Origin of the sequence: Spirosoma sp. KCTC 42546 (genome assembly GCF_006965485.1) — a bacterium.
GTDB lineage: Bacteria > Bacteroidota > Bacteroidia > Cytophagales > Spirosomataceae > Spirosoma.
Genome location: NZ_CP041360.1, coordinates 7,343,456 through 7,363,870 on the forward strand (window position 1 = coordinate 7,343,456; position 20,415 = coordinate 7,363,870).

General features: G+C 45.8%; 18 protein-coding genes and 1 tRNA gene. 9 read left to right on the forward strand and 10 right to left on the reverse strand.

What is annotated here, in order from left to right; genetic code table 11:
• Positions 1-67 precede the first annotated feature (67 nt).
• The 8 genes from wecB to tgt form a co-directional block, all read right to left on the reverse strand.
• Positions 68-1,162 carry a non-hydrolyzing UDP-N-acetylglucosamine 2-epimerase gene (wecB, locus tag EXU85_RS29930; RefSeq protein WP_142775599.1) on the reverse strand — a complete coding sequence of 365 codons (1,095 nt, stop codon included), beginning with the start codon at positions 1,160-1,162 and terminating at the stop codon, positions 68-70.
• A 27-nt stretch (positions 1,163-1,189) separates the two neighbouring features.
• The gene (locus EXU85_RS35895) at positions 1,190-3,004 is read right to left on the reverse strand and encodes a glycosyltransferase (RefSeq protein WP_142775600.1); all 1,815 of its coding nucleotides are present in this window, start codon (positions 3,002-3,004) and stop codon (positions 1,190-1,192) included.
• Complete coding sequence (locus tag EXU85_RS29940) at positions 3,001-4,023, reverse strand: glycosyltransferase family 1 protein (protein ID WP_142775601.1); 1,023 nt, start codon at positions 4,021-4,023, stop codon at positions 3,001-3,003. The genes EXU85_RS35895 and EXU85_RS29940 overlap by 4 nt, the downstream gene beginning before the upstream one ends.
• Positions 4,024-4,026: 3 nt before the next feature.
• On the reverse strand, positions 4,027-5,358 hold the full coding sequence (locus EXU85_RS29945) for a hypothetical protein (protein ID WP_142775602.1): 1,332 nt from the start codon (positions 5,356-5,358) through the stop codon (positions 4,027-4,029).
• A complete protein-coding gene (locus EXU85_RS29950; RefSeq protein ID WP_142775603.1) occupies positions 5,346-6,392 on the reverse strand; it encodes a glycosyltransferase in 1,047 nt (348 codons plus the stop codon). Before EXU85_RS29950 ends, EXU85_RS29945 begins: the two co-directional genes overlap by 13 nt.
• A gap of 20 nt (positions 6,393-6,412) precedes the next feature.
• The gene (locus EXU85_RS29955; RefSeq protein ID WP_142775604.1) at positions 6,413-7,705 is read right to left on the reverse strand and encodes a nucleotide sugar dehydrogenase; all 1,293 of its coding nucleotides are present in this window, start codon (positions 7,703-7,705) and stop codon (positions 6,413-6,415) included.
• A gap of 141 nt (positions 7,706-7,846) precedes the next feature.
• A complete protein-coding gene (locus EXU85_RS29960) occupies positions 7,847-8,944 on the reverse strand; it encodes a GNVR domain-containing protein (protein ID WP_142775605.1) in 1,098 nt (365 codons plus the stop codon).
• 249 nt (positions 8,945-9,193) lie between these two features.
• Positions 9,194-10,324, reverse strand: coding sequence for a tRNA guanosine(34) transglycosylase Tgt (gene tgt, locus EXU85_RS29965; protein WP_142775606.1), 1,131 nt, complete (start codon positions 10,322-10,324; stop codon positions 9,194-9,196).
• A 192-nt stretch (positions 10,325-10,516) separates the two neighbouring features.
• Between tgt and EXU85_RS29970 the strand changes: the two genes are divergently transcribed.
• From EXU85_RS29970 to EXU85_RS29985, 4 genes are all read left to right on the forward strand, one after another.
• The gene (locus EXU85_RS29970) at positions 10,517-11,710 is read left to right on the forward strand and encodes a glycosyltransferase (protein WP_142776880.1); all 1,194 of its coding nucleotides are present in this window, start codon (positions 10,517-10,519) and stop codon (positions 11,708-11,710) included.
• A 106-nt stretch (positions 11,711-11,816) separates the two neighbouring features.
• Positions 11,817-12,446 carry a 16S rRNA (guanine(527)-N(7))-methyltransferase RsmG gene (gene rsmG / locus EXU85_RS29975; protein ID WP_210422417.1) on the forward strand — a complete coding sequence of 210 codons (630 nt, stop codon included), beginning with the start codon at positions 11,817-11,819 and terminating at the stop codon, positions 12,444-12,446.
• 122 nt (positions 12,447-12,568) lie between these two features.
• Positions 12,569-12,874: a hypothetical protein gene (locus EXU85_RS29980; protein WP_142775608.1), complete on the forward strand. Its 306-nt coding sequence runs from the start codon at positions 12,569-12,571 to the stop codon at positions 12,872-12,874.
• A 122-nt stretch (positions 12,875-12,996) separates the two neighbouring features.
• Positions 12,997-13,070, forward strand: a tRNA-Asn gene (locus EXU85_RS29985).
• A 160-nt stretch (positions 13,071-13,230) separates the two neighbouring features.
• Here EXU85_RS29985 and EXU85_RS29990 read toward each other — a convergent pair.
• Positions 13,231-14,661 (reverse strand): relaxase/mobilization nuclease domain-containing protein, encoded by a 1,431-nt coding sequence (locus EXU85_RS29990; protein WP_142775609.1) that lies wholly within the window; start codon positions 14,659-14,661, stop codon positions 13,231-13,233.
• Entirely contained in the window at positions 14,651-15,028 is a 378-nt protein-coding gene (gene mobC, locus EXU85_RS29995) for a plasmid mobilization relaxosome protein MobC (protein WP_142775610.1), read from the reverse strand. Before mobC ends, EXU85_RS29990 begins: the two co-directional genes overlap by 11 nt.
• A gap of 293 nt (positions 15,029-15,321) precedes the next feature.
• On the opposite strand from mobC, the gene EXU85_RS30000 reads away from it, so the two are divergent.
• From EXU85_RS30000 to EXU85_RS35905, 5 genes are all read left to right on the forward strand, one after another.
• Positions 15,322-17,127, forward strand: coding sequence for a type IV secretory system conjugative DNA transfer family protein (locus EXU85_RS30000; protein ID WP_142776881.1), 1,806 nt, complete (start codon positions 15,322-15,324; stop codon positions 17,125-17,127).
• 263 nt (positions 17,128-17,390) lie between these two features.
• A complete protein-coding gene (locus EXU85_RS30005) occupies positions 17,391-18,353 on the forward strand; it encodes a hypothetical protein (protein WP_142775611.1) in 963 nt (320 codons plus the stop codon).
• A gap of 4 nt (positions 18,354-18,357) precedes the next feature.
• Complete coding sequence (locus EXU85_RS30010; RefSeq protein ID WP_142775612.1) at positions 18,358-19,017, forward strand: hypothetical protein; 660 nt, start codon at positions 18,358-18,360, stop codon at positions 19,015-19,017.
• Between the two features lie 218 nt (positions 19,018-19,235).
• A complete protein-coding gene (locus EXU85_RS35900; RefSeq protein WP_246859303.1) occupies positions 19,236-19,709 on the forward strand; it encodes a winged helix-turn-helix domain-containing protein in 474 nt (157 codons plus the stop codon).
• Between the two features lie 10 nt (positions 19,710-19,719).
• Positions 19,720-20,349 carry an IS630 family transposase gene (locus EXU85_RS35905; protein WP_305851952.1) on the forward strand — a complete coding sequence of 210 codons (630 nt, stop codon included), beginning with the start codon at positions 19,720-19,722 and terminating at the stop codon, positions 20,347-20,349.
• Positions 20,350-20,415: the final 66 nt, after the last annotated feature.

Here is a 20,415-nt window from a genome sequence, read left to right on the forward strand (position 1 = left end):
AGCGGAGTAAACAGAGGAATTACAGAGTACAGCGAGTTTTTCTTTGTGGTCTCGGTTACTCCTCTATTTACTCTGTGTTTAGAAAGATTTGGGCGATTCGCTCGGCCGCCTTCCCATCCCACAAGGGGGGTATCCAACCGATTTTCACGCGTCCCGCCAGAATTTCGCGGACTTGTTGGGTTACTGTTTCTGGATTTAAATCGGAGATGAGTTGATTGGTACCCAGCTCAACGGTTACGGGTCGCTCAGTGGATTGACGGAAGGTCAGACAGGGAACCTGTAAATAGGTCGTTTCTTCCTGAATACCACCCGAATCGGTAATAACCACAGCCGCGTTCTCCATCAGGTTTATAAATTCCAGATAACCCTGAGGCTCCAGTACTCGAACATTCGGAATAGCCTCAAGTTGGGAAATCAGGCCAAATTTACGCAGGTTAGTAAGGGTCCGTGGGTGTATTGCAAACAGTACAAGTTTAAGACTTGCCACATTATCAATCAGTTGTAGAAGCTTCTTCAACCCGGCTTCACTATCCACGTTAGCAGAGCGATGGATCGTTATCAATATATACTGTTCAGGTAACAGCCCCAGCGTGCCCAGTGTATTCAATTCGCTGGCTTTGGTCCGATACGCTACCAACGAGTCAATCATCACGTTTCCAACGAAGTGAATTTTATCCGCATCTATCCCTTCGCGCTTTAGATTGTCTACCCCAGCCTGCTCAGTCACAAATAAACGATCCGACAAAGCGTCCGTCAGGATTCGGTTGCGCTCTTCGGGCATCTGATTATCGCCCGAACGCAATCCAGCTTCAACATGAGCCACCCGAATCCCAGTTTGTGCGGCTGCCAGCGCGCAGGCAAGCGTACTCGTCACATCGCCTACCACAAGTACCCAGTCAGGTTGCTCTATCGTTAGCACATTCTCGAATTTGCACAGGATGTCGGCTGTCTGCCGGGTAGTTGTGCCGGCACACATTCCCAGGTAGTAATCAGGCCGGGGTAGGTCGAGCTGGTCAAAAAAAATGTCGCTCATGACGGTATCATAATGCTGCCCCGTGTGTATGATTTTCGACTGAATTAGCGGATACCTCCGAAAGGCCCGATGTAAGGGAGCTACCTTAACAAAATTGGGTCGGGCACCGACAATGTTGAGAATTTTCATTCCATTGTTTTTACAGTGGAGTCTGGTTTAACCAGTTCGTTTCCGGTAGACCCCAACAAGCAAATTATTAACATATCGCTCCGCTGCTATTGGTTTTATCAACCTTGATATAGGATCCTGACCTGAAAAATAGGCGGTTTCGAGCGGCTCGAATCCCAGCTCGTTTAGTTGTCGGTTAAAGCCTGCTTTCGTAGCGGTATGGCGGATATAAGCAAAATAACCCGGGCGTTTCAGTAGCCTGAAGAGCAGCCGTTCTATTATCCTATACACACTCGTACGATTTGGAATAGAGACGATTAAGAGTCCATTTGGTTTCAGCAGGCTGTAGGCTTGTTCAAGTATTTCTTTCATATCGTCTACATATTCGAGAACGCTCGACAGGAGAACAACATCCTGTGGCGCATAGGTTACAAGGCTTGTCAGCGGTAGGGACTGTAAGATATACTGCACATTAGCCAGCGTTTTTTTCTGCTGGCAGAGTTCAATCATGGCTTCTGAGCCATCAACTCCTGTCACGATACAGCCTTTATGAGCCAGATAATCACTAAAAACGCCCGGCCCGCAACCAAGGTCAATAACGTGATATAGCGGGTTTACATACCGGTCAAATAAGCCTGTCCAGACCTGGAACCGCTCCCGAAATGCCTTCGATGATTCATATTTACGGTTAAACTCAGCGGCAATTGTGTTATGAAAATCAACCGCAGTAGGTGCGTGCATCAGTTGTCCATACAATCGATTCCATTCTTCTGTAGTCGTGGCTATCGAAAACTGCTGTTGAGCCAGTCTGATTGCCCGCTCCCGATAGCCAGTGTACTCATGAAGTGGCATTCGCAGGTAGGTTTCAATGGCTTCCCGAAGCGTATCAGGTTCGTTCGATACCCAACTACCTGTCCGTTCTCTTTCGAGCAGTTGCCAGGGTGTATGGATCGACGCAACAACCGGCGTACCCTGTGCCAGTGATTCGATAACCACGTTTCCAAAGTTCTCCGAATGAGATGGCAGAATGGTTAGCCAGGCATTGGCATACAGGCATTCTTTCGGGTGGCCCTGTACCTGACCTATAAATGACACTTTCGTTGAAAGTCCCAACGTCTGTACTAACTCCGTAAGTGTTTGCGTATACGCTTTGTCGGTTTCAGGCCCGGCAATCTTTAAGCTATACTGACTTTCCCGAAATAGCCGCGATGAACCCAACGCGGAAATCAAGCGGTCGATGGCCTTGATGGGGTGTAATCGGCCTATGAACAGCAAATAAGGTTGAGCCGATTGGTCAACCGGTTTGGGGGTCAGGAAGGTAGGTAGTTCCATTATGCTCCGGATTTCACTTACTCGGGCATCTGTTCCAAAATGCTGCTGAATATGGGTTACCTCCGTGGCGCTGGTAGCATGAAACTGGACGGTTAAACGAAGCCGTTTACTAATCGTCAGGAATACGCGCTTAAGGCGCGGACGAAACCGTAGGGCTACCGGGCTTAGCTCACCGTGTGGCGACCAGACAACAGGCTTTCCAACCAATCGGCTCATAAGTACCCAAACCAGTGAGGCCGGGTAAAACAAGCTGTTTACATGTACGATATCCGCTTTTCGGATGGCCATCCAACCCTGTCGTATATGGTTGAGGGGCAGGTAGAAAAATGGATTCCGGGTATACATCACCTGCCCACAATCCAATGTTATCCATTGCCCGAGGGGTACGGACGCTGGCAAGTACTGCGAATCAGCTACGACCGTTACCTCATATCCAGCCTGTTTCAACGCTTTGGCATGCCAGTAAATCGTGTTACTGGGCCCACCCATCTGAGCGGGATAAAAACAGTCTGCCGATAGAAGAATCTTCATAAGACCTTATCAGACGTAACGTCAATTTCGGCAAGTTTCTGATAAATAGCCGCGTATTGAGCAGCCGCTACAGATAGCGTGTAACGTTGGGCGTTCTTTCTGCCAGCTTCCCGTAGTAATTGACAGTAGGCGTCGTCCTCAACCAATCGTAGAATTCCCTGACGAATAGCCAGTACGTCTTCGGGATCAACAAAATGGGCGGCATCGGAAGCAACTGTACGCATGGGCTCCCTGTCTGCCGTAATAACCACGCGCCCAACGGCATTGGCTTCAAGAATGGGCATACCGAATCCTTCATAGGTCGACACGAAAGTGACGATATCACACTCCTCATACAATTGAAGCACCTTCGCCCGGCTCAGGTCGACATAGTTCCGATACTCAATCTGGCTTTTTTTCAGCTCACGAATAAGTTCGTCAGACAAGCGGCCAACAAGGATAAGCGTACAACGAAGCCCTTCAATAGCGGCAATCAGTCGTAACAGATTCTTGTTCGGTGCCGTGCCTAGCTGTAGTACTACCGGGCAGTCCTTGTTAGCCGTAGTAGGCCGATACATAAAGGCGGGGTCGTATCCATTGGTGATAACAACTGCCTTCCGGGCCATCCGACCTATATGCCCTGCCAATTCCTGTTGTGTTTTTTCCGAAACGACTGTGACAACGGCCGCTCGGCGAATAGGCAGATAGTACCAGATCAGCCAGAAAAAGGCGTATCGAAGTGGACGACTCCGATTATTCTCCAGCGCACTACAGTCATGAATTGTTAGTACTGTGCGGGCTGCAGGCAAGGCCAGTACTGCATAATGAACATCGCCTGTAACATGAAAAATAGTACCCGAAATGGCCCGCAGAAAACGAAAATTCCGCCAGACACTCCGCCAGCCGCTACTGATGTAGGGCAGTTGCATGCGGGTTGTCAGCATGGCCGGTTGTCGATCAATTTCACATTGAATAGCCGTAAATAGCTCTTCAATGCTGTAGCCAGTGCCGGGACTTCGGAATAGATAGGTAATAATCATAGGCTACAGCTCAATGCCTGTGCGTTTCAGCGACCAAAACAAAAACGCAATAAATAGGGCACTATTAACTAAACTTCCCCAGGTCGATAGCAGGTCGGTTTCCATAGTCAGACATCCGATATACAGCATTGGCAACCAGAGAATAATCGACGGAATTCTATTGGCCAGATTAAACACATACTGAAAACAAGCCCGTAACAACAAGCCATACAAACCCGCGAAAAGAATTCCCCCGTAGCCAAAATTCACGTACCCTTCACCCACTGGCGATAGATTAATGCTCGTATTCTCAAACTGTGGCAGGGTTGTGAAACGTCGGATATTTTCGTAGCCACCCGTTTGGGGTTTGCCCGACCAGAGCAGGCGGGGGATCAGCGGATAAATCAAGGCCAACAGGACCTCGCCCCTGGCATACGATTCGTGTAAAGGCACTTTAGCCATCGCACTCCCAATCATAATACCTTGATTGAAGCGGCCGAACGAAGCGAAAAAATGTCTCGTATTCAGCAGTTTTTCAGGATATGTAAAGCGATCAACTAGTAACTCAACCATTAGACTAACGTTGGCCATTCGTTCGTTACGCTGACTTCCCCAGGTGTTATAGCGGTACTCGGCTTTGATGGACTGAATCAGTAGCAGAAAGGCAAAGCCGCAACCCATAAGGATGGTTTTTACCTGGATCGTTCCCAGTTTAGTGGAATGAACTGCGCCAAACATCAATAAGAATAAAAGCCAGAAAAACAGATCACTAAACATGCCTGTCCGAACTGTATTTATCAGAAGTGCCAGTAGAGTGAACCCAATCAAAAGAACACGGTAGGGGCTTCCCGAACAGTATGCATATAGTGCGCTTATCAGCAGACAGTACATGGGCAACGTACCCATAAAAGCGGGTACAACCGGAATAAACGTTTTCGCGAGAAAACCCGATAAACCAATGGTAAACAAGACAATACCAGCGCTTCTTCGATCGTTCAGGTACTTGCCTGCGGACTGAAGATAGTGCTGATGTGTATAGGCTTTAGTCTGGGTCGAAAAGCCCGACAGACCTGTATAGAATGCCACATAGGCCGGTAGTGCATACGCAAAGTAGGCAGTCGATTCAATAGGCATCGACGCTGGCAATACCCAGTAGGTGAAGGCTGGTACGGCTAAAATCTCGAGGGCCGCAATGAAACAAATACACGCTGGAATCGCAATCCGCTGTCCAATTTGCTCAATGAACGTTAGGAATGTATACAGCGAAAACGATACAGCTATGGCCTCATAAAATGAGCTAGATGTCAACCAAAAGGAAAATAGGAAAGCCACACAACCCGCAATTAATCGTCCCACCAGTCATCAAGTTTAAGCTGTTCCGTATCCAGCAATGGAGTCAACCCTATCGTTTGCAAGAGTTGCGTAACGCGCTGATCGAACGTATGGTATTGCTGAAAATGAGCGTATTGTTGCGCTGCAATTGCATGCCGTTTGGCAGGGTGAGCCAGATAATACCGGATTTTATCAATGGCCTCATCAATAGTCCGATAGGTAATTTGCTCGGCTGCGACGCTGGTATACTCATCTATTGTTGCCTTATAATCACAGAGTTGAAACGCCCCAATACCGTTAATTTCAAAATAGTTCTGATTAACCGAGCTTACCTGGGCGTAATGAAAATTATTGAAAACGATTTTGGCTCCATACAGTAATCGATTCTTCTCGGATTCAATCAGATAGTTAGGTCGAACTGCGGTGCGTACGCCCGAACGTACATACGGACCTTGAGTGCCATAGACAGTTACCCGGATGCCTGCCCGCATAAGTTGCTCAATCATACGGGCACGATACGCATACAGACTGCCAACTACTAACACATCAATATCCGTGAGCCATTCAGCAACAGCTTTTTCGACAGGTGGCTTTTGATAAATGCGTTGATTAAACCCTTCCGGTAAATAATGTGCATTCAAACCGGCTTTGTCCCGTAGCGTATGAGCGATATAGGGTTCTTTGGAAAAGTAGTAGTCAAAATCAGTGGCTATGATCTGCTGTTTTTCAAGATTCGAGAGAGGGTCGGGATTCATTTGTACTACGAGTACACCAGGTAGCTGCTTTTTCAATCGCTCGACCAGTATCGGATGCAGATACCGGTATACAACCACGACCAGATCAGGGCGAAGTTTCGTGATTTGGTCCGCTATGCTTCGGCTTATGGCCCGATCGTAAAGATCGACGAAACGAGATATCCAGTAATTAATTTTGGATGAAACAGGTAATCCATCCGCTACGTCGACGAGTAAAGCAGTATGGCCTAACGCCCGGAACGAATCGCACAGGTGTCGCTCCAACGAATCAATTAGCCGGCTACCAACAACGACGACTTTCATACTATTTCCCGTTTACCTGCTCAAAGTTGCCAATAGTCTATTTCGTCATCTTTACTAGGCCGGTATATTCCTTTCAAATCCAGTAGAATAGGTTTACGATTCATTAGAGACGTGAAATAGGGTATATCCAGTCCTTTGTAAGCATCATGCCCAACAGCAACAATTACTGCGTCGTATAGGCCCGCAGGTTTGTCCAGCAAGCTCAGCCCGTATTCACGTGCTACTTCATTTGGCGATGCATAGGGGTCTACACAATGTACATTGATGGCATACCCCATCAGTTCCCGCACCAAATCGGCTACCTTTGAATTTCGGATATCGGAAATATTCTCCTTGAATGTCATACCCATAACCAGAACACTGGTTTCGCCTGGATTTTTAGAACGCTGGAGCAGCATCTGCACCAGTTTCGTAGCGATATAAGCAGGCATACTATCGTTCACACGTCGGCCGGAGTTAATGACCTGCGGCTCGTAGCCCAGCTGTCGGGATTTATGAAGCAGGTAATAGGGATCAACCCCGATACAATGGCCTCCTACCAATCCGGGCGTAAATGGCATAAAATTCCACTTGGTTGCGGCTGCCTTAAGAACCTCCTGCGTGTCGATGCCCATCTTATCGAAGATGATAGCCAGTTCATTCATCAGCGAGATATTAATATCTCGCTGAACGTTCTCAATCACTTTAGCCGCTTCAGCAACCTGAATACTTGGTGCGATATAGATACCCGCCCGAATGATACTCCCGTATAGCTCAGCAATTGTATGGGCAGCTTCCTCATCACTACCAGATACAACTTTAAGAATATCGGGCAGCGTTCGGGCTTTGTCGCCCGGGTTAATCCGTTCGGGCGAATAGCCAAGCTTAAACCCACTTCCTAGTGTCAGTCCAGAGCAGGCTTCCAGTATGGGCAGGCAGTCTCCTTCGGTACAACCCGGGTAAACAGTGGATTCATAGACGACATAATCGCCCGGTTTCAGGGCAGTCCCAATGGCTGCTGAGGCCTGCTGCAGTGCTTTTAGATCGGGCACTTTATAATCGTCCACCGGCGTAGGAACCGCCACAACGAAAAAATGGGCCCGTTTCAACTCATTGGGATCAGCGGTGAAAACAATATCCGTATCCATGAACGCATCGGCCGAAAGTTCCCGGGATGGATCTTCAGACTGCTGTAGCATGGCCACACGATCAGGATTGGTATCAAAACCAACAACCCGAAATTGCCGGGCAAAAGCAAGGGCAATAGGCAGACCGATATACCCCAGGCCAACAACAGCAATTGTCTTTTCTTTATGTCGAAGCGCGTTTACCAACGGTTGCGTTTAGTTAAGGTTGTGAGTTAGCCAGATTTTGATGCTGTTGATGTAGGGGTTCTCAGGCATTTTTCAATACACCACAGATTGCATTATTTTGACAATCACTAGTTTGCTTCTGTTGAAGCAACGTTTACGGAATTACGTTTCTTCTGCTACAATTTCCTTCAATCGTCCGGCAACATCGGCTTGCCGGGCTAGTATAGTCAGAACGCTAGTAATCAATCCTGTTAGCGTAAAAAACAGCACAATGAGCATTCGTTTCGGTGATGATCGTTTTAGAGGTACGTTGGGTGGTTCGAGTACTTTAAAGATGGGGGTTCGTTCCTGAACTTTCAGTTTAGCCTGCTCAAACTGGCGGGACAGTTCTGTATAAACGGTTTGGGCAGTCGTCAGTTCAGCTTCCATACGCTGCCGGTCTATGGTAGCCGACTGCCTGATAATGGACTTATGATTGTCGTTATACTGAAATAGAGCCCTCTGTGCCTCCTGATAGCGTTGATTCGCTTCAGTCAGTTGCCGATGATAAAAGGATAAATCCTGACGGGCTTTTTCCGTCCGGTAGTTTGTTACATACGTTGTCAGATAATCTAAAGCCAATTGAGCTGCTGTAGCCGCTACCTGCGCATCTGGCATTTGAGCGGTGACCGTAATGACACCCGACCGCGTATCGAGTTTGGCAGCAACCCGCTCACCAATTTCCTCAGCCAGTTCCTGCTGCTGCATCGATAAACGAATCGCCCCTTTAGGCGTACGAACAGTAGTCCGTTTATCATCGTCCGGTTGACCAATCGAAACCAGCTGTTTCCATGACCAACCCGCATTAACAGCCAACAGAAACTGGCCAATCGTTTTCGCTTGTCCTTTATTCGTAACAATTGGCTGATCAAGTAGATAAAGAATAAATGGTGTGCTCTGTAGTACACTCGGGTATAAGTCTGGGCGAACGGCATCAATACCTTCTGTATCGGAGAAATCAACATCCACAAAACCAGCCATAGATGACAACCGCTTAAATAAATCGCTCGCTCCCGTGTTCATTTCAGGTATAATACGTGCCTCTGAGCGAAATTCCGGTTGTAGTAACAACGCCACCACAATGCCTAATAAACCAAAGGATGCGGTTACCATTACGAGCCGAAACCGAGCTTGCCAAATCGACCGTAACACCCTATCCGTTGGCAAAAATAGCCAGCGATTGGCGGATAGAGTCGGGCTAAATTCGGTCGGCGTTGCCATATCAACACATAAATACTTTGTAGCTAATACTCATTTAGTGACGACAAGTGATGATATGACGACAAAAAACAAAAAAGTCTCCTAAAATTAATTTTAGGAGACTTTTACTAGTACAAATGAGGTCTTTCCAATCCAAAAAAATAGGGCTATTACTAGTCAAATTAGATTTAAACTACTGGTTTTCAGAAAGTTTAAAAACAGTAATTTAACGGCTAGTAGTATCTGAATTTTTTCAACAAGCTGTTCACATTATAATCGTTGCATAAGCCGAACAACCATTTCATTTTTCCACGAAACAAAATCCCCGGCTTCAATATGCGCGCGCGCCTGCCTGACAAGCCACAGATAAAACGTCAGATTATGGAGGCTGGCAATCTGCCCACCCAGTAATTCTTCCGATTTGACCAGGTGACGAAGATAGGCTTTTGAGTAAAATGTGCTGGCATAACCGCCCAGTCCCGCGTCGATGGGGCTAAAGTCCCGGCTCCATTTTTCGTTTTTGATGTTGATAATCCCTTCCGTTGTAAATAACAATCCATGTCGGGCATTGCGTGTTGGCATGACACAGTCGAACATATCCACACCCAGGGCAATGGCTTCCAGAATATTAGCGGGCGTTCCAACCCCCATTAAGTAACGTGGCTTATCGGCAGGCAGAATACTATTCACCAGTTCAATTGTAGTATACATTTCCTCGGCAGGCTCGCCTACCGCCAGCCCACCAATGGCGTTGCCTTCACGCTCTTTACTCGCAATTGTCTCCGCCGACTGACGGCGAAGGTCCTTATAGGTGCTTCCCTGGACAATAGGAAACAACGTTTGTCGATAACCGTAGTGCCCTTCTGTAGCATCGAAGCGGCCAATGCATCGATCAAGCCATCGGTGCGTCATTTCCATCGACTGACGGGCGTACCCGTACTCACAGGGATAGGGCGTACACTCATCGAAGGCCATCATAATATCGGCCCCAATGACGCGCTGAATATCCATGACCACTTCGGGCGTAAAAGTATGTTTCGACCCGTCGATGTGCGATTTAAAGGTTACCCCTTCTTCTTTAATCTTGCGTGTGTTCGACAGCGAATAGACCTGGTACCCGCCGGAATCCGTCAGAATAGGTCGTTTCCAGCCATTGAAACCATGAAGCCCTCCCGCCTGGCTCAGCACCTCAAGGCCAGGCCGCAGATACAGGTGATAGGTGTTACCTAAAATAATGTCCGCATTAATATCGGCTTCGAGCTCGCGCTGATGAACGGCTTTGACCGTTCCTGCCGTACCGACGGGCATAAAAATGGGGGTTTGAATGGGTCCATGATCAGTTGTCAGCGTTCCCGTTCGGGCCTTCGACTGTGGATCATGGGCAGTAATCGAAAATGTCATGGGGCAAAGATACGGAGGAAGGAGGAAAAGGGAGGAGAGGGAGGAAGGAGGAGAGGGAAAAAGGGAGAATAGGTAGTGAAAGCTTTCTTTGTTTTTCCTTTGTCCCTTTCCTCCCTCTCCTCCCTTCTCCCCTTTTTCTTTATCTTTGCAACTTCGTTCAAAACCAACGCAGTAGCGAGTAAACTTTTCCTCCTGGTGATTATAGCATTACTGATAACCTGGCTACTTGTGGTCAGTATTCAGCTCATTTACATCCTCTTTGTTTATTCCCAAACGGCTTTCTACCGACAACCTGAGCAAACCGGTGTAGACGTACCGGCAACATCTCGTATCACCTCCGAATCAGGGATCTCTATTGTCGTTTGTGCCCGCAACGAACTGGACAATCTAACGGAACTGTTGCCCTTACTAAGCGCTCAGAATTATCCCCTTTTTGAGGTTTTAGTCATGGACGATCGGTCAACCGATGGCACCAGTCTATTTTTGGAAAACGACATTGTACACCTCCCAAACGTCCGGTTTATCCGCATTGATAAAGAGCATGAGCACGTTACGCCTAAAAAATATGCCCTGACTATTGCCCTGAAAAAGGCAGCGTATCCGATTGTGTTGCTCACCGATGCCGACTGCCGCCCCGCATCCGACAACTGGCTGAGGGGCATGGTAGCTCCGCTAGTCAACGACCAAAAAGGGATTTCACTCGGTTTCTCACCTTACGAACATCGGCCGGGTTTTCTCAACTTGCTCATTCGCTCCGAAACGTTGTTTACGGCTGTACACTATTTTTCGCTGGCTTTAGCGGGCCGACCGTATATGGGTGTCGGTAGGAATCTGGCTTACCGAACCAGCCTGTTCTTTGCCAACAAAGGCTTTTATACCCATATGAACGTGACAGGTGGCGACGACGATCTGTTTATTAATGAGGTCGCGACAAAACAGAACACAGCGGTGTGTCTTGACCCGGATACATTTATGTGGTCGAAACCCAAAGAAACCTGGGCCGACTGGCGACAACAAAAAAAACGGCACCTGAACGTAGGGAAATATTATAAGCCCGGAAACAAGTTTCGGCTCGGCCTGCTCACGGGGTCGCACGTGTTAACCTGGATGCTGGCATTGCTGGTTGGCTTGCTTGTTCTCGTCTACGAGCTACGCCAGTATTCATTTACCGCCAATGAATGGCTACTTTTGTTGATTGGAACGAGCCTTTTTCTGGCTCGGGAATTCGCATTTTGGGGAATCGTCGGGCGGATCAGTTACCGGCTTGCCCATACGATCCATTGGGCGCTCATTCCGTTTATGGATCTGGTACTTGCCGTCTATTATGGTCTGGCTGGTCTAAAAACCCTTTTCACACGCCGTAAAAAACGACTTTACTGGCGATAAACTTAATGTAGAATGTAGAATTCATAATGTACAATGAATAATGTAGGCGCCCACATTATACGATATGCATTGTACATTATCCATTATTTATTCCTCATTTCATTCAATGAACATGGATCTGATTCTAAACTACTTCCCAACGTTAACGGCCGAGCAAAAAGAACGCTTTGCCGCTTTAGATGGGCTATATCGCGACTGGAATGCGAAAATCAATGTAATTTCGCGGCAGGACATCGATGCGCTGTACGAAAAGCACGTTCTGCACTCGCTGAGTATCGCCAAAGTTGTGCAGTTCAAACCCGGCACCGAAATTCTGGATGTTGGCACAGGGGGGGGCTTTCCAGGAATTCCGTTAGCGATCCTGTTTCCGATGGTCGATTTTCATTTGGTCGATAGCATCGGTAAGAAGATAAAAGTGGTACAGGAAGTAGCGGATGCGCTGGGCCTCAAGAACGTAAAGGCGGAGCAGATTCGCGTAGAGCAACTGAATACGACCTATGATTTTGTGATAAGCCGGGCCGTTACACGTCTGAAGCCTTTTTTAGGCTGGGTACGGTATAAAATTCATAAAGCGGGCAACAACGACCGACCGAATGGTGTTTTGTACCTCAAGGGAGGAGATCTCACCGAGGAATTGGCCGAAGTAACGGATCGTTACCGGGTTTATGATCTGTCGGACTATTTTGAGGAGCCTTTTTTCGAAACCAAGAAACTAATTTATATACCTAAAAAATGACCGGGATTTAACAGATTCGAGGATTTTCAGGATTTTTTTGCTTATCAGGGGTTTAAGCCTTATTGAAGCGACTAACAAAATCTGTTCAATCCTAAAATCGGCTAAATCCCGGTTCAGACACTATGCCAAACGAAAAATTCCGATCCAGCAGCTTTAAAGACCCCCTCACTCCCGATGAGGTTGTATTCAACGACAAGGGGGTTACGTTTCGTGCCCGCAAATTGATTGGCGGTACGGATAACTTTGTGTTCTACTCCGACATATCGGGTGTTGAGATCGACAATGGCTTATTCTTTGCAACGGTACGGGTCATTCCGCGCGCTCGGCCTGAGATCGTGATCACGAATTTCTCCAAAGGTGACGCCCGACGGATCAAAGAACTGATTCTGGAGAATGTGCCCAGCCATCGCCCCGATCAATTTCGGTAAAATTTACACGCGCCTTACCGCTGATTGCCATCAGGTTATCAAAAATTTGTACTGGTCAGCGATATTTTTTAGGACTTATTACTTGCGTAGTATCGGGTTACGCACTACTTTTGCACCACGATTCCCGAATAGCTCAGTCGGTTAGAGCATCTGACTGTTAATCAGAGGGTCGCTGGTTCGAGCCCAGCTTCGGGAGCCTGACAATCAAGCACTTACGAGATAAAACTTGTAAGTGCTTTTTTATTTGCACAAGATTTGCACAAGAAATTTGGGGCGGCTCAAAGCTGGTAACGTGCAATACATGCACTATTGGGTTCAATCATTACCAGCATAATCGAATTTTCTTATCCCTATTCTCAATGCGTTCGTTTTTTATTCTTCTGACGGCTGCGTTCACGAATAGCCTTCTGCTCTTGCATCAGTCGTTTAATCTCGTTTTCGTCGTCAGCAAGTGGAGGTGTGATTAATTCTTCATTTTCAAAAAACTGTCGTGCGGTTGTCTGCTGCCGCTGCACTGCTGCTTCTGTAAGTTCATCCAGCTCAACCAATTCCTCACTCGACTGTACAAAGGCTTTAAGGGTTTCCTGATGCCGTTTGTCATCCGGCTTCATGCTTAGTTGGCTTGTGTCCTCCTGGTTGGATGCAAATTGCTCTGCTATCTTTTGTTGGCTCGTCTCTATTCTCTGTGGCTCGTGTGTAACCGTGAGGTTAGCTACTCTATAATCATCAACTAATTGCGGGGTATTTTCATTGGCTGCAATCTCTTCTGTTTTGCCTGTCAATTCATCGGCATTTAGGAAATACTCCCCTGCTCGTATTTTTTTCTTTTCAAGGCCGTTACTTTCTTCATCCTTCTTCGTCAGAGCTTTGCCAGACTCTATAAAGTTCTCAGCCAGATCTTTCATTTGCTTCCGACTCTGTGCCTCTGCGGTCTCTAATGTCGCTTCCTGCTTATTATCCCAAAACGCTGACGCAGTGTGAACCGCTGTTTCTCTATCAGTATCCCTCTGTTGTTCGGCCTTACTGGAATCGCTGCTGCCTTCCTGCTTTTGCCGCATCAGTTCGATAGCTTCTTTCTCAGGAATAAGTTTTTCATTCCGCATCCGTTGGCGAACGTCTTTAATGCGTATACCTTTTAGCTGACGCACCAAATCAAATGACCGGCCATTCTCATCAACCACCATAAACGGATGGCGTGGTACTCCTTCGGCTAACAGATAGCCACTATCATGAACGGCACGTACAAAGTCTTTGCCGGTTTCGGTCTGGCTCCACAGAGTTGTCAGCGTTTCTTTGAGTTCTGGACGGTGCTTGTTGCGGTGTGGGGTTGGCTGATGTTCAAAGACACGCTCCATTTCTTTACGGGCGCGATCCTGAGCTAGTCGGCTAAACTTATTGTCAACCACTTTACCCGTCTGATGATCGTAGCGTTCAAAGACGACGTGGGCATGAGTTCTGTTTTTCTTCGTATGCAGGACAACGACACGGCGTTGATCGCTTAAGCCCAATTCATGCCCTAAAATATCAGCCGCCCTCAGCCAGTCTTTATGGGTCATCTTCCGGTCTTCACTATAAGCCGGGTTGATCTGGGCGTGATACAGACCTTTCTGGCTTTTGGTTAGCTCGGCAGTTAAGGACATGCCTTGCATTGTCTGATGAAGGTATTTATCCGTGGCGTTCAAACGTCCATCCACCTCAATTATCTGGACGTTTTCATTGGCTTCGCCAGACAGCAGATAATGCGCTAACTGTTCGCCATTGCCCCGTATGTTGCCCCTAATGACCATTGCTCAAGAGATTGAGGAAATGGGCTGTCAACGCCTCCACATTGTGCATGGCCTGATTGATGGCATCCGGTTCGATACCGGCCAATTGCCCTGTCTCGTCGCGGCTATTCAGCGCACGGGCAATCTGATTGACATTGCTGCCGATCTTACCGAGTTCGGCCATCAGGTTTAACAACACCTCGCGCTCAGGTGTTGGCACACGACGCAACGGTTGAGTTGCCGCCATCGAACGCAAACGCATAAAGTCGCTGGGCGTATAGCCAGCCTCTAGCGCCATCTGCCAGATACGGCGTTTCTCTGTAGCTGTCACACGAACGCGAATCGTCAGGTCGCGTTTGTCCTCGCTCTCTTTATGCGGTCGTGCCATACGCTTTAGCGTTTACAGGGAGGGTTAAGGGAGGGAGCATCCCCGCCCTTACAAGAACGGTTTAGGAGCTACAATTACGGAGTTTTTGTAGCTACAAACCACGTCTTGCAACATCTACCCACGAAGATAAGGAAACCACTGGGTTTCAGGGCAAACTGCTTTTTCTTTTTTCAGGGCAATATCTTTTTTATTGCAGAAAACACCCCTTTCAAATACGGGAAAAATCCCGTTGCGGGAAGTTATTCTTTTTCCGTTTTTGGGCAACGTTTCCACCCTCCTTGACCTACTCGTTGATGAATCCCGCCGAACCCCAAATGGTAGGCACACCAAAACCAGCCGCGAACGGGTTTGGTGTGACCTCAGATGAAATCAATCAGCTTTTCAATATCACCCCCAATCCTTCGCTACAAAACAGAATAATTCTGTTTCTGGTCGGTCTCTTCCTAACCCCTATCACGTTGGCAGGAGCCTTATTCGGCTATACGCAAGCCTACCTGCGCTTTATGAAACCGTTGGCGGAATATCCCCTGCTCTATCCCCTGCGGCCCATCGTTAAGTTTGCGATGGTTGCCTGGGCGATATTGGGCTGGTTCGTCCTGATTGGGCTTCTGTTCGTTCTGTGGTTCGTCGCATCACTGATGGGGATGCAGGGCTATGCGTTTCTTATTTTCATGAGCTTCAATCTGTTCTTTTCACTCGTCGTATTTTTCATTTTCCGACGTTGGCAGATTGGTATTAACAACGAACTAATCGAAGGAAACCGATTTGGTACGGCGCGGTTTGCCAGACCCGATGAACTGAATCCGTACCGGCAAGGCCCAGGCATTTACATCGGTGGTGGATTTGTATTCAAGGACAAGGGCCACATTCTAACGGTCGCCGGTACACGGGGTGGCAAAGGCACCAATTTGATCATCCCGAATCTACTTGGTCTAGGTGGCTATACAGGTTCCTGGGTCGTCATCGACCCCAAAGGCGAGAATGCGGCTATTACAGCGCGGTATCAGCGCGAAAGTGGCAAACAGGTTGTTGTTCTTAATCCGTGGGGATTGCTCGAAGAGCATATTGGCGAAGCGGAATCTTACAACCCGCTCGATATATTAGCCGATACTAACAGTATTCATTTAGTCGATGACGCGCACATGATCGCGGAAATGCTCGTTCCCGTTGAGCGTGACGACAAGAACCGCTTCTTTACCGATACCGCACGTTCCGTCGTCACGGGCCTCATCATGCAAATTGCCACAACACAGGAAGGTGATGACCGGACACTGACAACACTCTGGCGTTGGTCACGGCTTGCTGGTGATGATTGGGATGAATTGGTTGCCCGTATGCGGCTTAATAACGATCCCGCCAATGGCGAAATCATCCGCAATGCCGGCAATGAGATCGTCAAACTGATGGAAGCCGGAGAAGAAACGTTTGGGAGTATTCTCTCGTCTGTTTTACAGGCAACTGATTTTCTGAAAAGCCCATCTTTACAAAAAGCCTTACGTTCAGGTTATGATCCAGCCACCTTATCGGATGGCGATACCGCCCTCTATATCATTATTCCTGCCGACAAACTGCAAAGCCATGCGAGGTGGCTTCGACTGATGGCAACGACAACATTACGTGCTGTTGTTAGAAATCCGAATAAGCGCGTCACATTTTTGTTAGACGAGTTTGCAGCGTTGGGTTATTTACCTGAAATTGAAACGGCTTTGAGTACCTATGCAGGGTTTGAGATCACAGTGTGGCCTATTCTGCAATCACTTATTCAGTTGCAAGGATTGTACGGCGAGAACTGGGAGACGTTTACAGCCAATACGGCCATCCGGCAGTTTTTCACCATCAACGATAATTTTACAGCAAACTATGTGAGTGCAGCTATTGGCCAAACCTCCCATGTTGTCACATCACGAAGTTGGTTTGGAGTGCAGGATGCAAATGCCAATCAGAGACCACTTGTTACACCGGATGAAGTTAGGCGAGGATCAGCTGATAATATTTTTGCTTTTCTCGGAGGTAATCCGCCGACAACTTTCATAAAACAGGCATATTATCAAGTTCCTGTTTTAACAAATAGGGGAGATATGAATCCCTATTTTAAATAAGGTGTTAAGTATTCGTATTATATGCGGAAATCCAAGAAAATGTTGCAAACATTTCAAAATTAGAAAAGTCATATTTTTTCAACAATTTACACAACAACACAGGTTTTCACATAAATATTAGCGTTTGTATTGCATTTTACAATAATTTCTTTTAAGTTCACGCAGGTAAACGGCCGTTTACCTGCGTGAACTTAAAAGAAAGGAGGTCGTCATGTTTAGTCTAATCCGGTTTTCGAAAAAGAGGAATTTAAAGTGTAACAAGTATGGAGACTGAGCTAAAAAATAACGGTTGTTCTGATGATAGGATAACCGTTATTTTTTACGATAAATATAGTAAAAAGAATTTTGAAGATATACTAAAACATAATAATATTATCGCTATTGATATACTTGAATTTTGTTTAAGTATATCAATAGAATTTTTAGCAGTTGGTACAAGAATTAAGTCAAGCAAATTTGATATAGATAAAATTCTAAAATCAAAAATTATATATTATCCTTATAATTTTGAATCTATTTATTTTGACCCTATAAAAAATGATAGTAGCTACAGATTTGCCAAGAGGCAATTGGCAGCGCTTGTATATTTTTTAGAGTCTTCATTTAGCTCATCTGCGAATATTATTAACTCTCCAGACAATGGTAGAAAATGGAGTAACAAACTATATCAATTAGAGAGTATTGCTAAATTTCTACCTGAATATAAGCTCTCATCAACTCTGCAATCGAGTTATGCAGATTCCAAACTTCATTCTGTTATCAAACATATAAGCGAGAGTAGACAAATTAATAAAGTAAATGTTAGTCTGTCACTCAAAGCCAATAAAGCTGTTAAAACTGATTTGAATCAAGGAGTCTCGTTGCCATATATAAACCAAGAATTCATTAATGAAGCATTTGAATATCGTTGTTACGTTTTTGGCGATGAATCTGTTTTATTAAGATTCTCGAGGGAGGGCTTGCCAAAGGATATAGTAGATATTCATTATAATAATGATTTGCTATTAACTCCCACAATAGATCATATAACGCATATCCATCTTACTATAATCAAAAAAGTTCATGAACTCACAAATTTAAAAATGTTCGCCATTGATTTCTTCCACTCAAAAAATAATAATTTGAGATTATTAGAAATTAATCCCTTATCTAGCTGGTATTGGTTACCGAAACATGCTAGAACAGCTATTGATCAAGCTTTTATCAAATTCATTAAAAAGGTCTAAAACTATGGTAGAAGTAAAATTATTCGATCCAGGGTTAGTAGAAAACTCTAAAACAGCAGAGCATTGTGTTCATGCATGTTTTCAAATGTTATTAAGAACAAGGCCAGGGCAAGAAGTCTATAGTTTTAAAACTTTAGACCAGATAATGCATAAAGTACCAGGAAAATATACTTTTGAGTACAACCTAGTTGCAGAGATGCCAAATTTAGGTTTTAAAACAGAAATTATTTGGGAATTTGATTTATATAAGCTGTCTATCGACCCAGAGAAGTTTTTTTTAGATCTCCTGGGAGAGGAAGTTGGAAAAGTTACTATCGATAAGTCTGATTTAGAGACGTTAAAGTTAGATGCGAAAAAGCTAAACGAAAGTGGAGAAGTTAATATTCAAAAACGTCCCGCAACATTTGAAGATATTAAATCAAAACTTTTAGACGGATATTATTTACTCTGTACAATAAATCAAAGAGTGTTACAAGCAGATCCAGGTTATGTTGCGCATACAATTTTAGTTTTTGGGTTCAACGATCGAGGGGTGATTATCCATAATCCTGGTCCTCCATCAAACGCAGCCGCAGAAATACCTTGGGATTTATTTGACAAATCCTGGGCTTACCCTAATGCAAATGCAAGAAATATTCTGGCCTTCAAATTTCAAGACGAATAAATTTACATTTCAAAATTAGTTAAAATAAATATAATTTAGGGAAGATGTCTGATATCACAGCAGCACTTAAAAGTCAAGCTAACTAATGTTAATGGCTGTCTATATTCTCATAATGCCCAAATTTGGAATACTATAAAGTTATTTTAACAGTATTTTATTTACAAAACGCTGTTATTGATCCGTGAATAAGCTTATAATAAACGTATCTTGTTGTCGGTATGGCAAAATACAAACAATCAGAGTACGAACTACTCCGCCGACGCTGTGTCGAACTGGATCAGCAGGGTTGGAAGCAGGGCCCTATTGCGCAAGCACTAGGCTTGACCCAAGGCTGGGTTAGTCAGACCCTCAAGAAATACCGACAGCAAGGCATAACAGCCTTGCAATGGCGAAAACCCACTGGAGCGCCCACTCGGTTAACAACCGACCAACTTGATCAACTGGTGGTTGAACTCAACAAAGGCGCTGAAGAGCATAGCTTTATGGGCGCAGTTTGGACAAGGCCCCGTGTCAATGAGGTCATTAAGAAGCTATTCGGCGTTAGTTATGACCCTTCCCAAGTTGGTCGACTCCTCAAAAAAGCAGGCTGGACGCGTCAAAAACCGCAGGTGAAAGCCCGTCAACAAGATAGGAATGCGGTGGCCCGATGGCGGCAAGAGCGTATAGTAGAACTTAAAAAAAGCGCAGGATGAACAGCGAGTTATTTTATATGTCGATGAGTCGGCCTGCTATCTATTGCCTTTGTTGGCTCACACTTGGGCTCCGTGCGGTCAGACACCCGTACTTATTGAGCAGGCAGGCCGATCCCATCTTAGTTTAATTGCTGCCATTGCCCCCAACGGTCGTCTGTATGTAGCGGGTCAGGATCAGCCCTTTACTAGCGAGGATATAGTCTGGTTTCTGAATAAACTTTGTAGTCGCTATCGCAAGCGGAACCTGTTAGTGATTTGGGATGGCGCAGCTATCCACCGCAGCGAAGCTGTTAAGAATCTGTTAACTGATAAAGCGGGTCGAGTTCATCTGGAGCGGTTACCAGCTTATAGTCCAGAACTCAACCCAGTTGAGTTGGTATGGAGTCATCTAAAGCGAAGCTTAAAAAATCAGCCGGGCCGCCGGTGCGGTATTTACCAACTTAGACGAACTGACCATAGCGGTTCTGGAACAAATCAAACGCTTGGAAGAAAATCCAAAGCTGGTGCAGGCCTTCTTCCAAAAAAAGGAAATAGGCTTCATTACAAGTTAATTCACAGGTCTATAATTAGAAAATTAAATCCAACAGGATGTTACCACCTTCAAGAAATAAGTGTAAGTTTTTATATAAAATGCATATAAAATAGCAAATAACAATATAAAGTACACTAACATACAGGAAAAGTATTACCTTTATGTTAATAAAAC

Excerpts from the sequence above, each read along its gene's own strand:
- EXU85_RS35895 (WP_142775600.1), bottom strand. The coding sequence starts at position 3,004 with ATGAAGATTCTTCTATCGGCAGACTGTTTTTATCCCGCTCAGATGGGT.
- EXU85_RS30000 (WP_142776881.1), top strand. The coding sequence starts at position 15,322 with ATGAATCCCGCCGAACCCCAAATGGTAGGCACACCAAAACCAGCCGCG.
- EXU85_RS29960 (WP_142775605.1), bottom strand. The coding sequence starts at position 8,944 with ATGGCAACGCCGACCGAATTTAGCCCGACTCTATCCGCCAATCGCTGG.
- wecB (WP_142775599.1), bottom strand. The coding sequence starts at position 1,162 with ATGAAAATTCTCAACATTGTCGGTGCCCGACCCAATTTTGTTAAGGTA.
- EXU85_RS29940 (WP_142775601.1), bottom strand. The coding sequence starts at position 4,023 with ATGATTATTACCTATCTATTCCGAAGTCCCGGCACTGGCTACAGCATT.
- EXU85_RS29950 (WP_142775603.1), bottom strand. The coding sequence starts at position 6,392 with ATGAAAGTCGTCGTTGTTGGTAGCCGGCTAATTGATTCGTTGGAGCGA.
- rsmG (WP_210422417.1), top strand. The coding sequence starts at position 11,817 with ATGAACATGGATCTGATTCTAAACTACTTCCCAACGTTAACGGCCGAG.
- mobC (WP_142775610.1), bottom strand. The coding sequence starts at position 15,028 with ATGGCACGACCGCATAAAGAGAGCGAGGACAAACGCGACCTGACGATT.
- EXU85_RS30010 (WP_142775612.1), top strand. The coding sequence starts at position 18,358 with ATGGTAGAAGTAAAATTATTCGATCCAGGGTTAGTAGAAAACTCTAAA.
- EXU85_RS30005 (WP_142775611.1), top strand. The coding sequence starts at position 17,391 with ATGGAGACTGAGCTAAAAAATAACGGTTGTTCTGATGATAGGATAACC.
- EXU85_RS35900 (WP_246859303.1), top strand. The coding sequence starts at position 19,236 with ATGGCAAAATACAAACAATCAGAGTACGAACTACTCCGCCGACGCTGT.
- tgt (WP_142775606.1), bottom strand. The coding sequence starts at position 10,324 with ATGACATTTTCGATTACTGCCCATGATCCACAGTCGAAGGCCCGAACG.
- EXU85_RS29990 (WP_142775609.1), bottom strand. The coding sequence starts at position 14,661 with ATGGTCATTAGGGGCAACATACGGGGCAATGGCGAACAGTTAGCGCAT.
- EXU85_RS29980 (WP_142775608.1), top strand. The coding sequence starts at position 12,569 with ATGCCAAACGAAAAATTCCGATCCAGCAGCTTTAAAGACCCCCTCACT.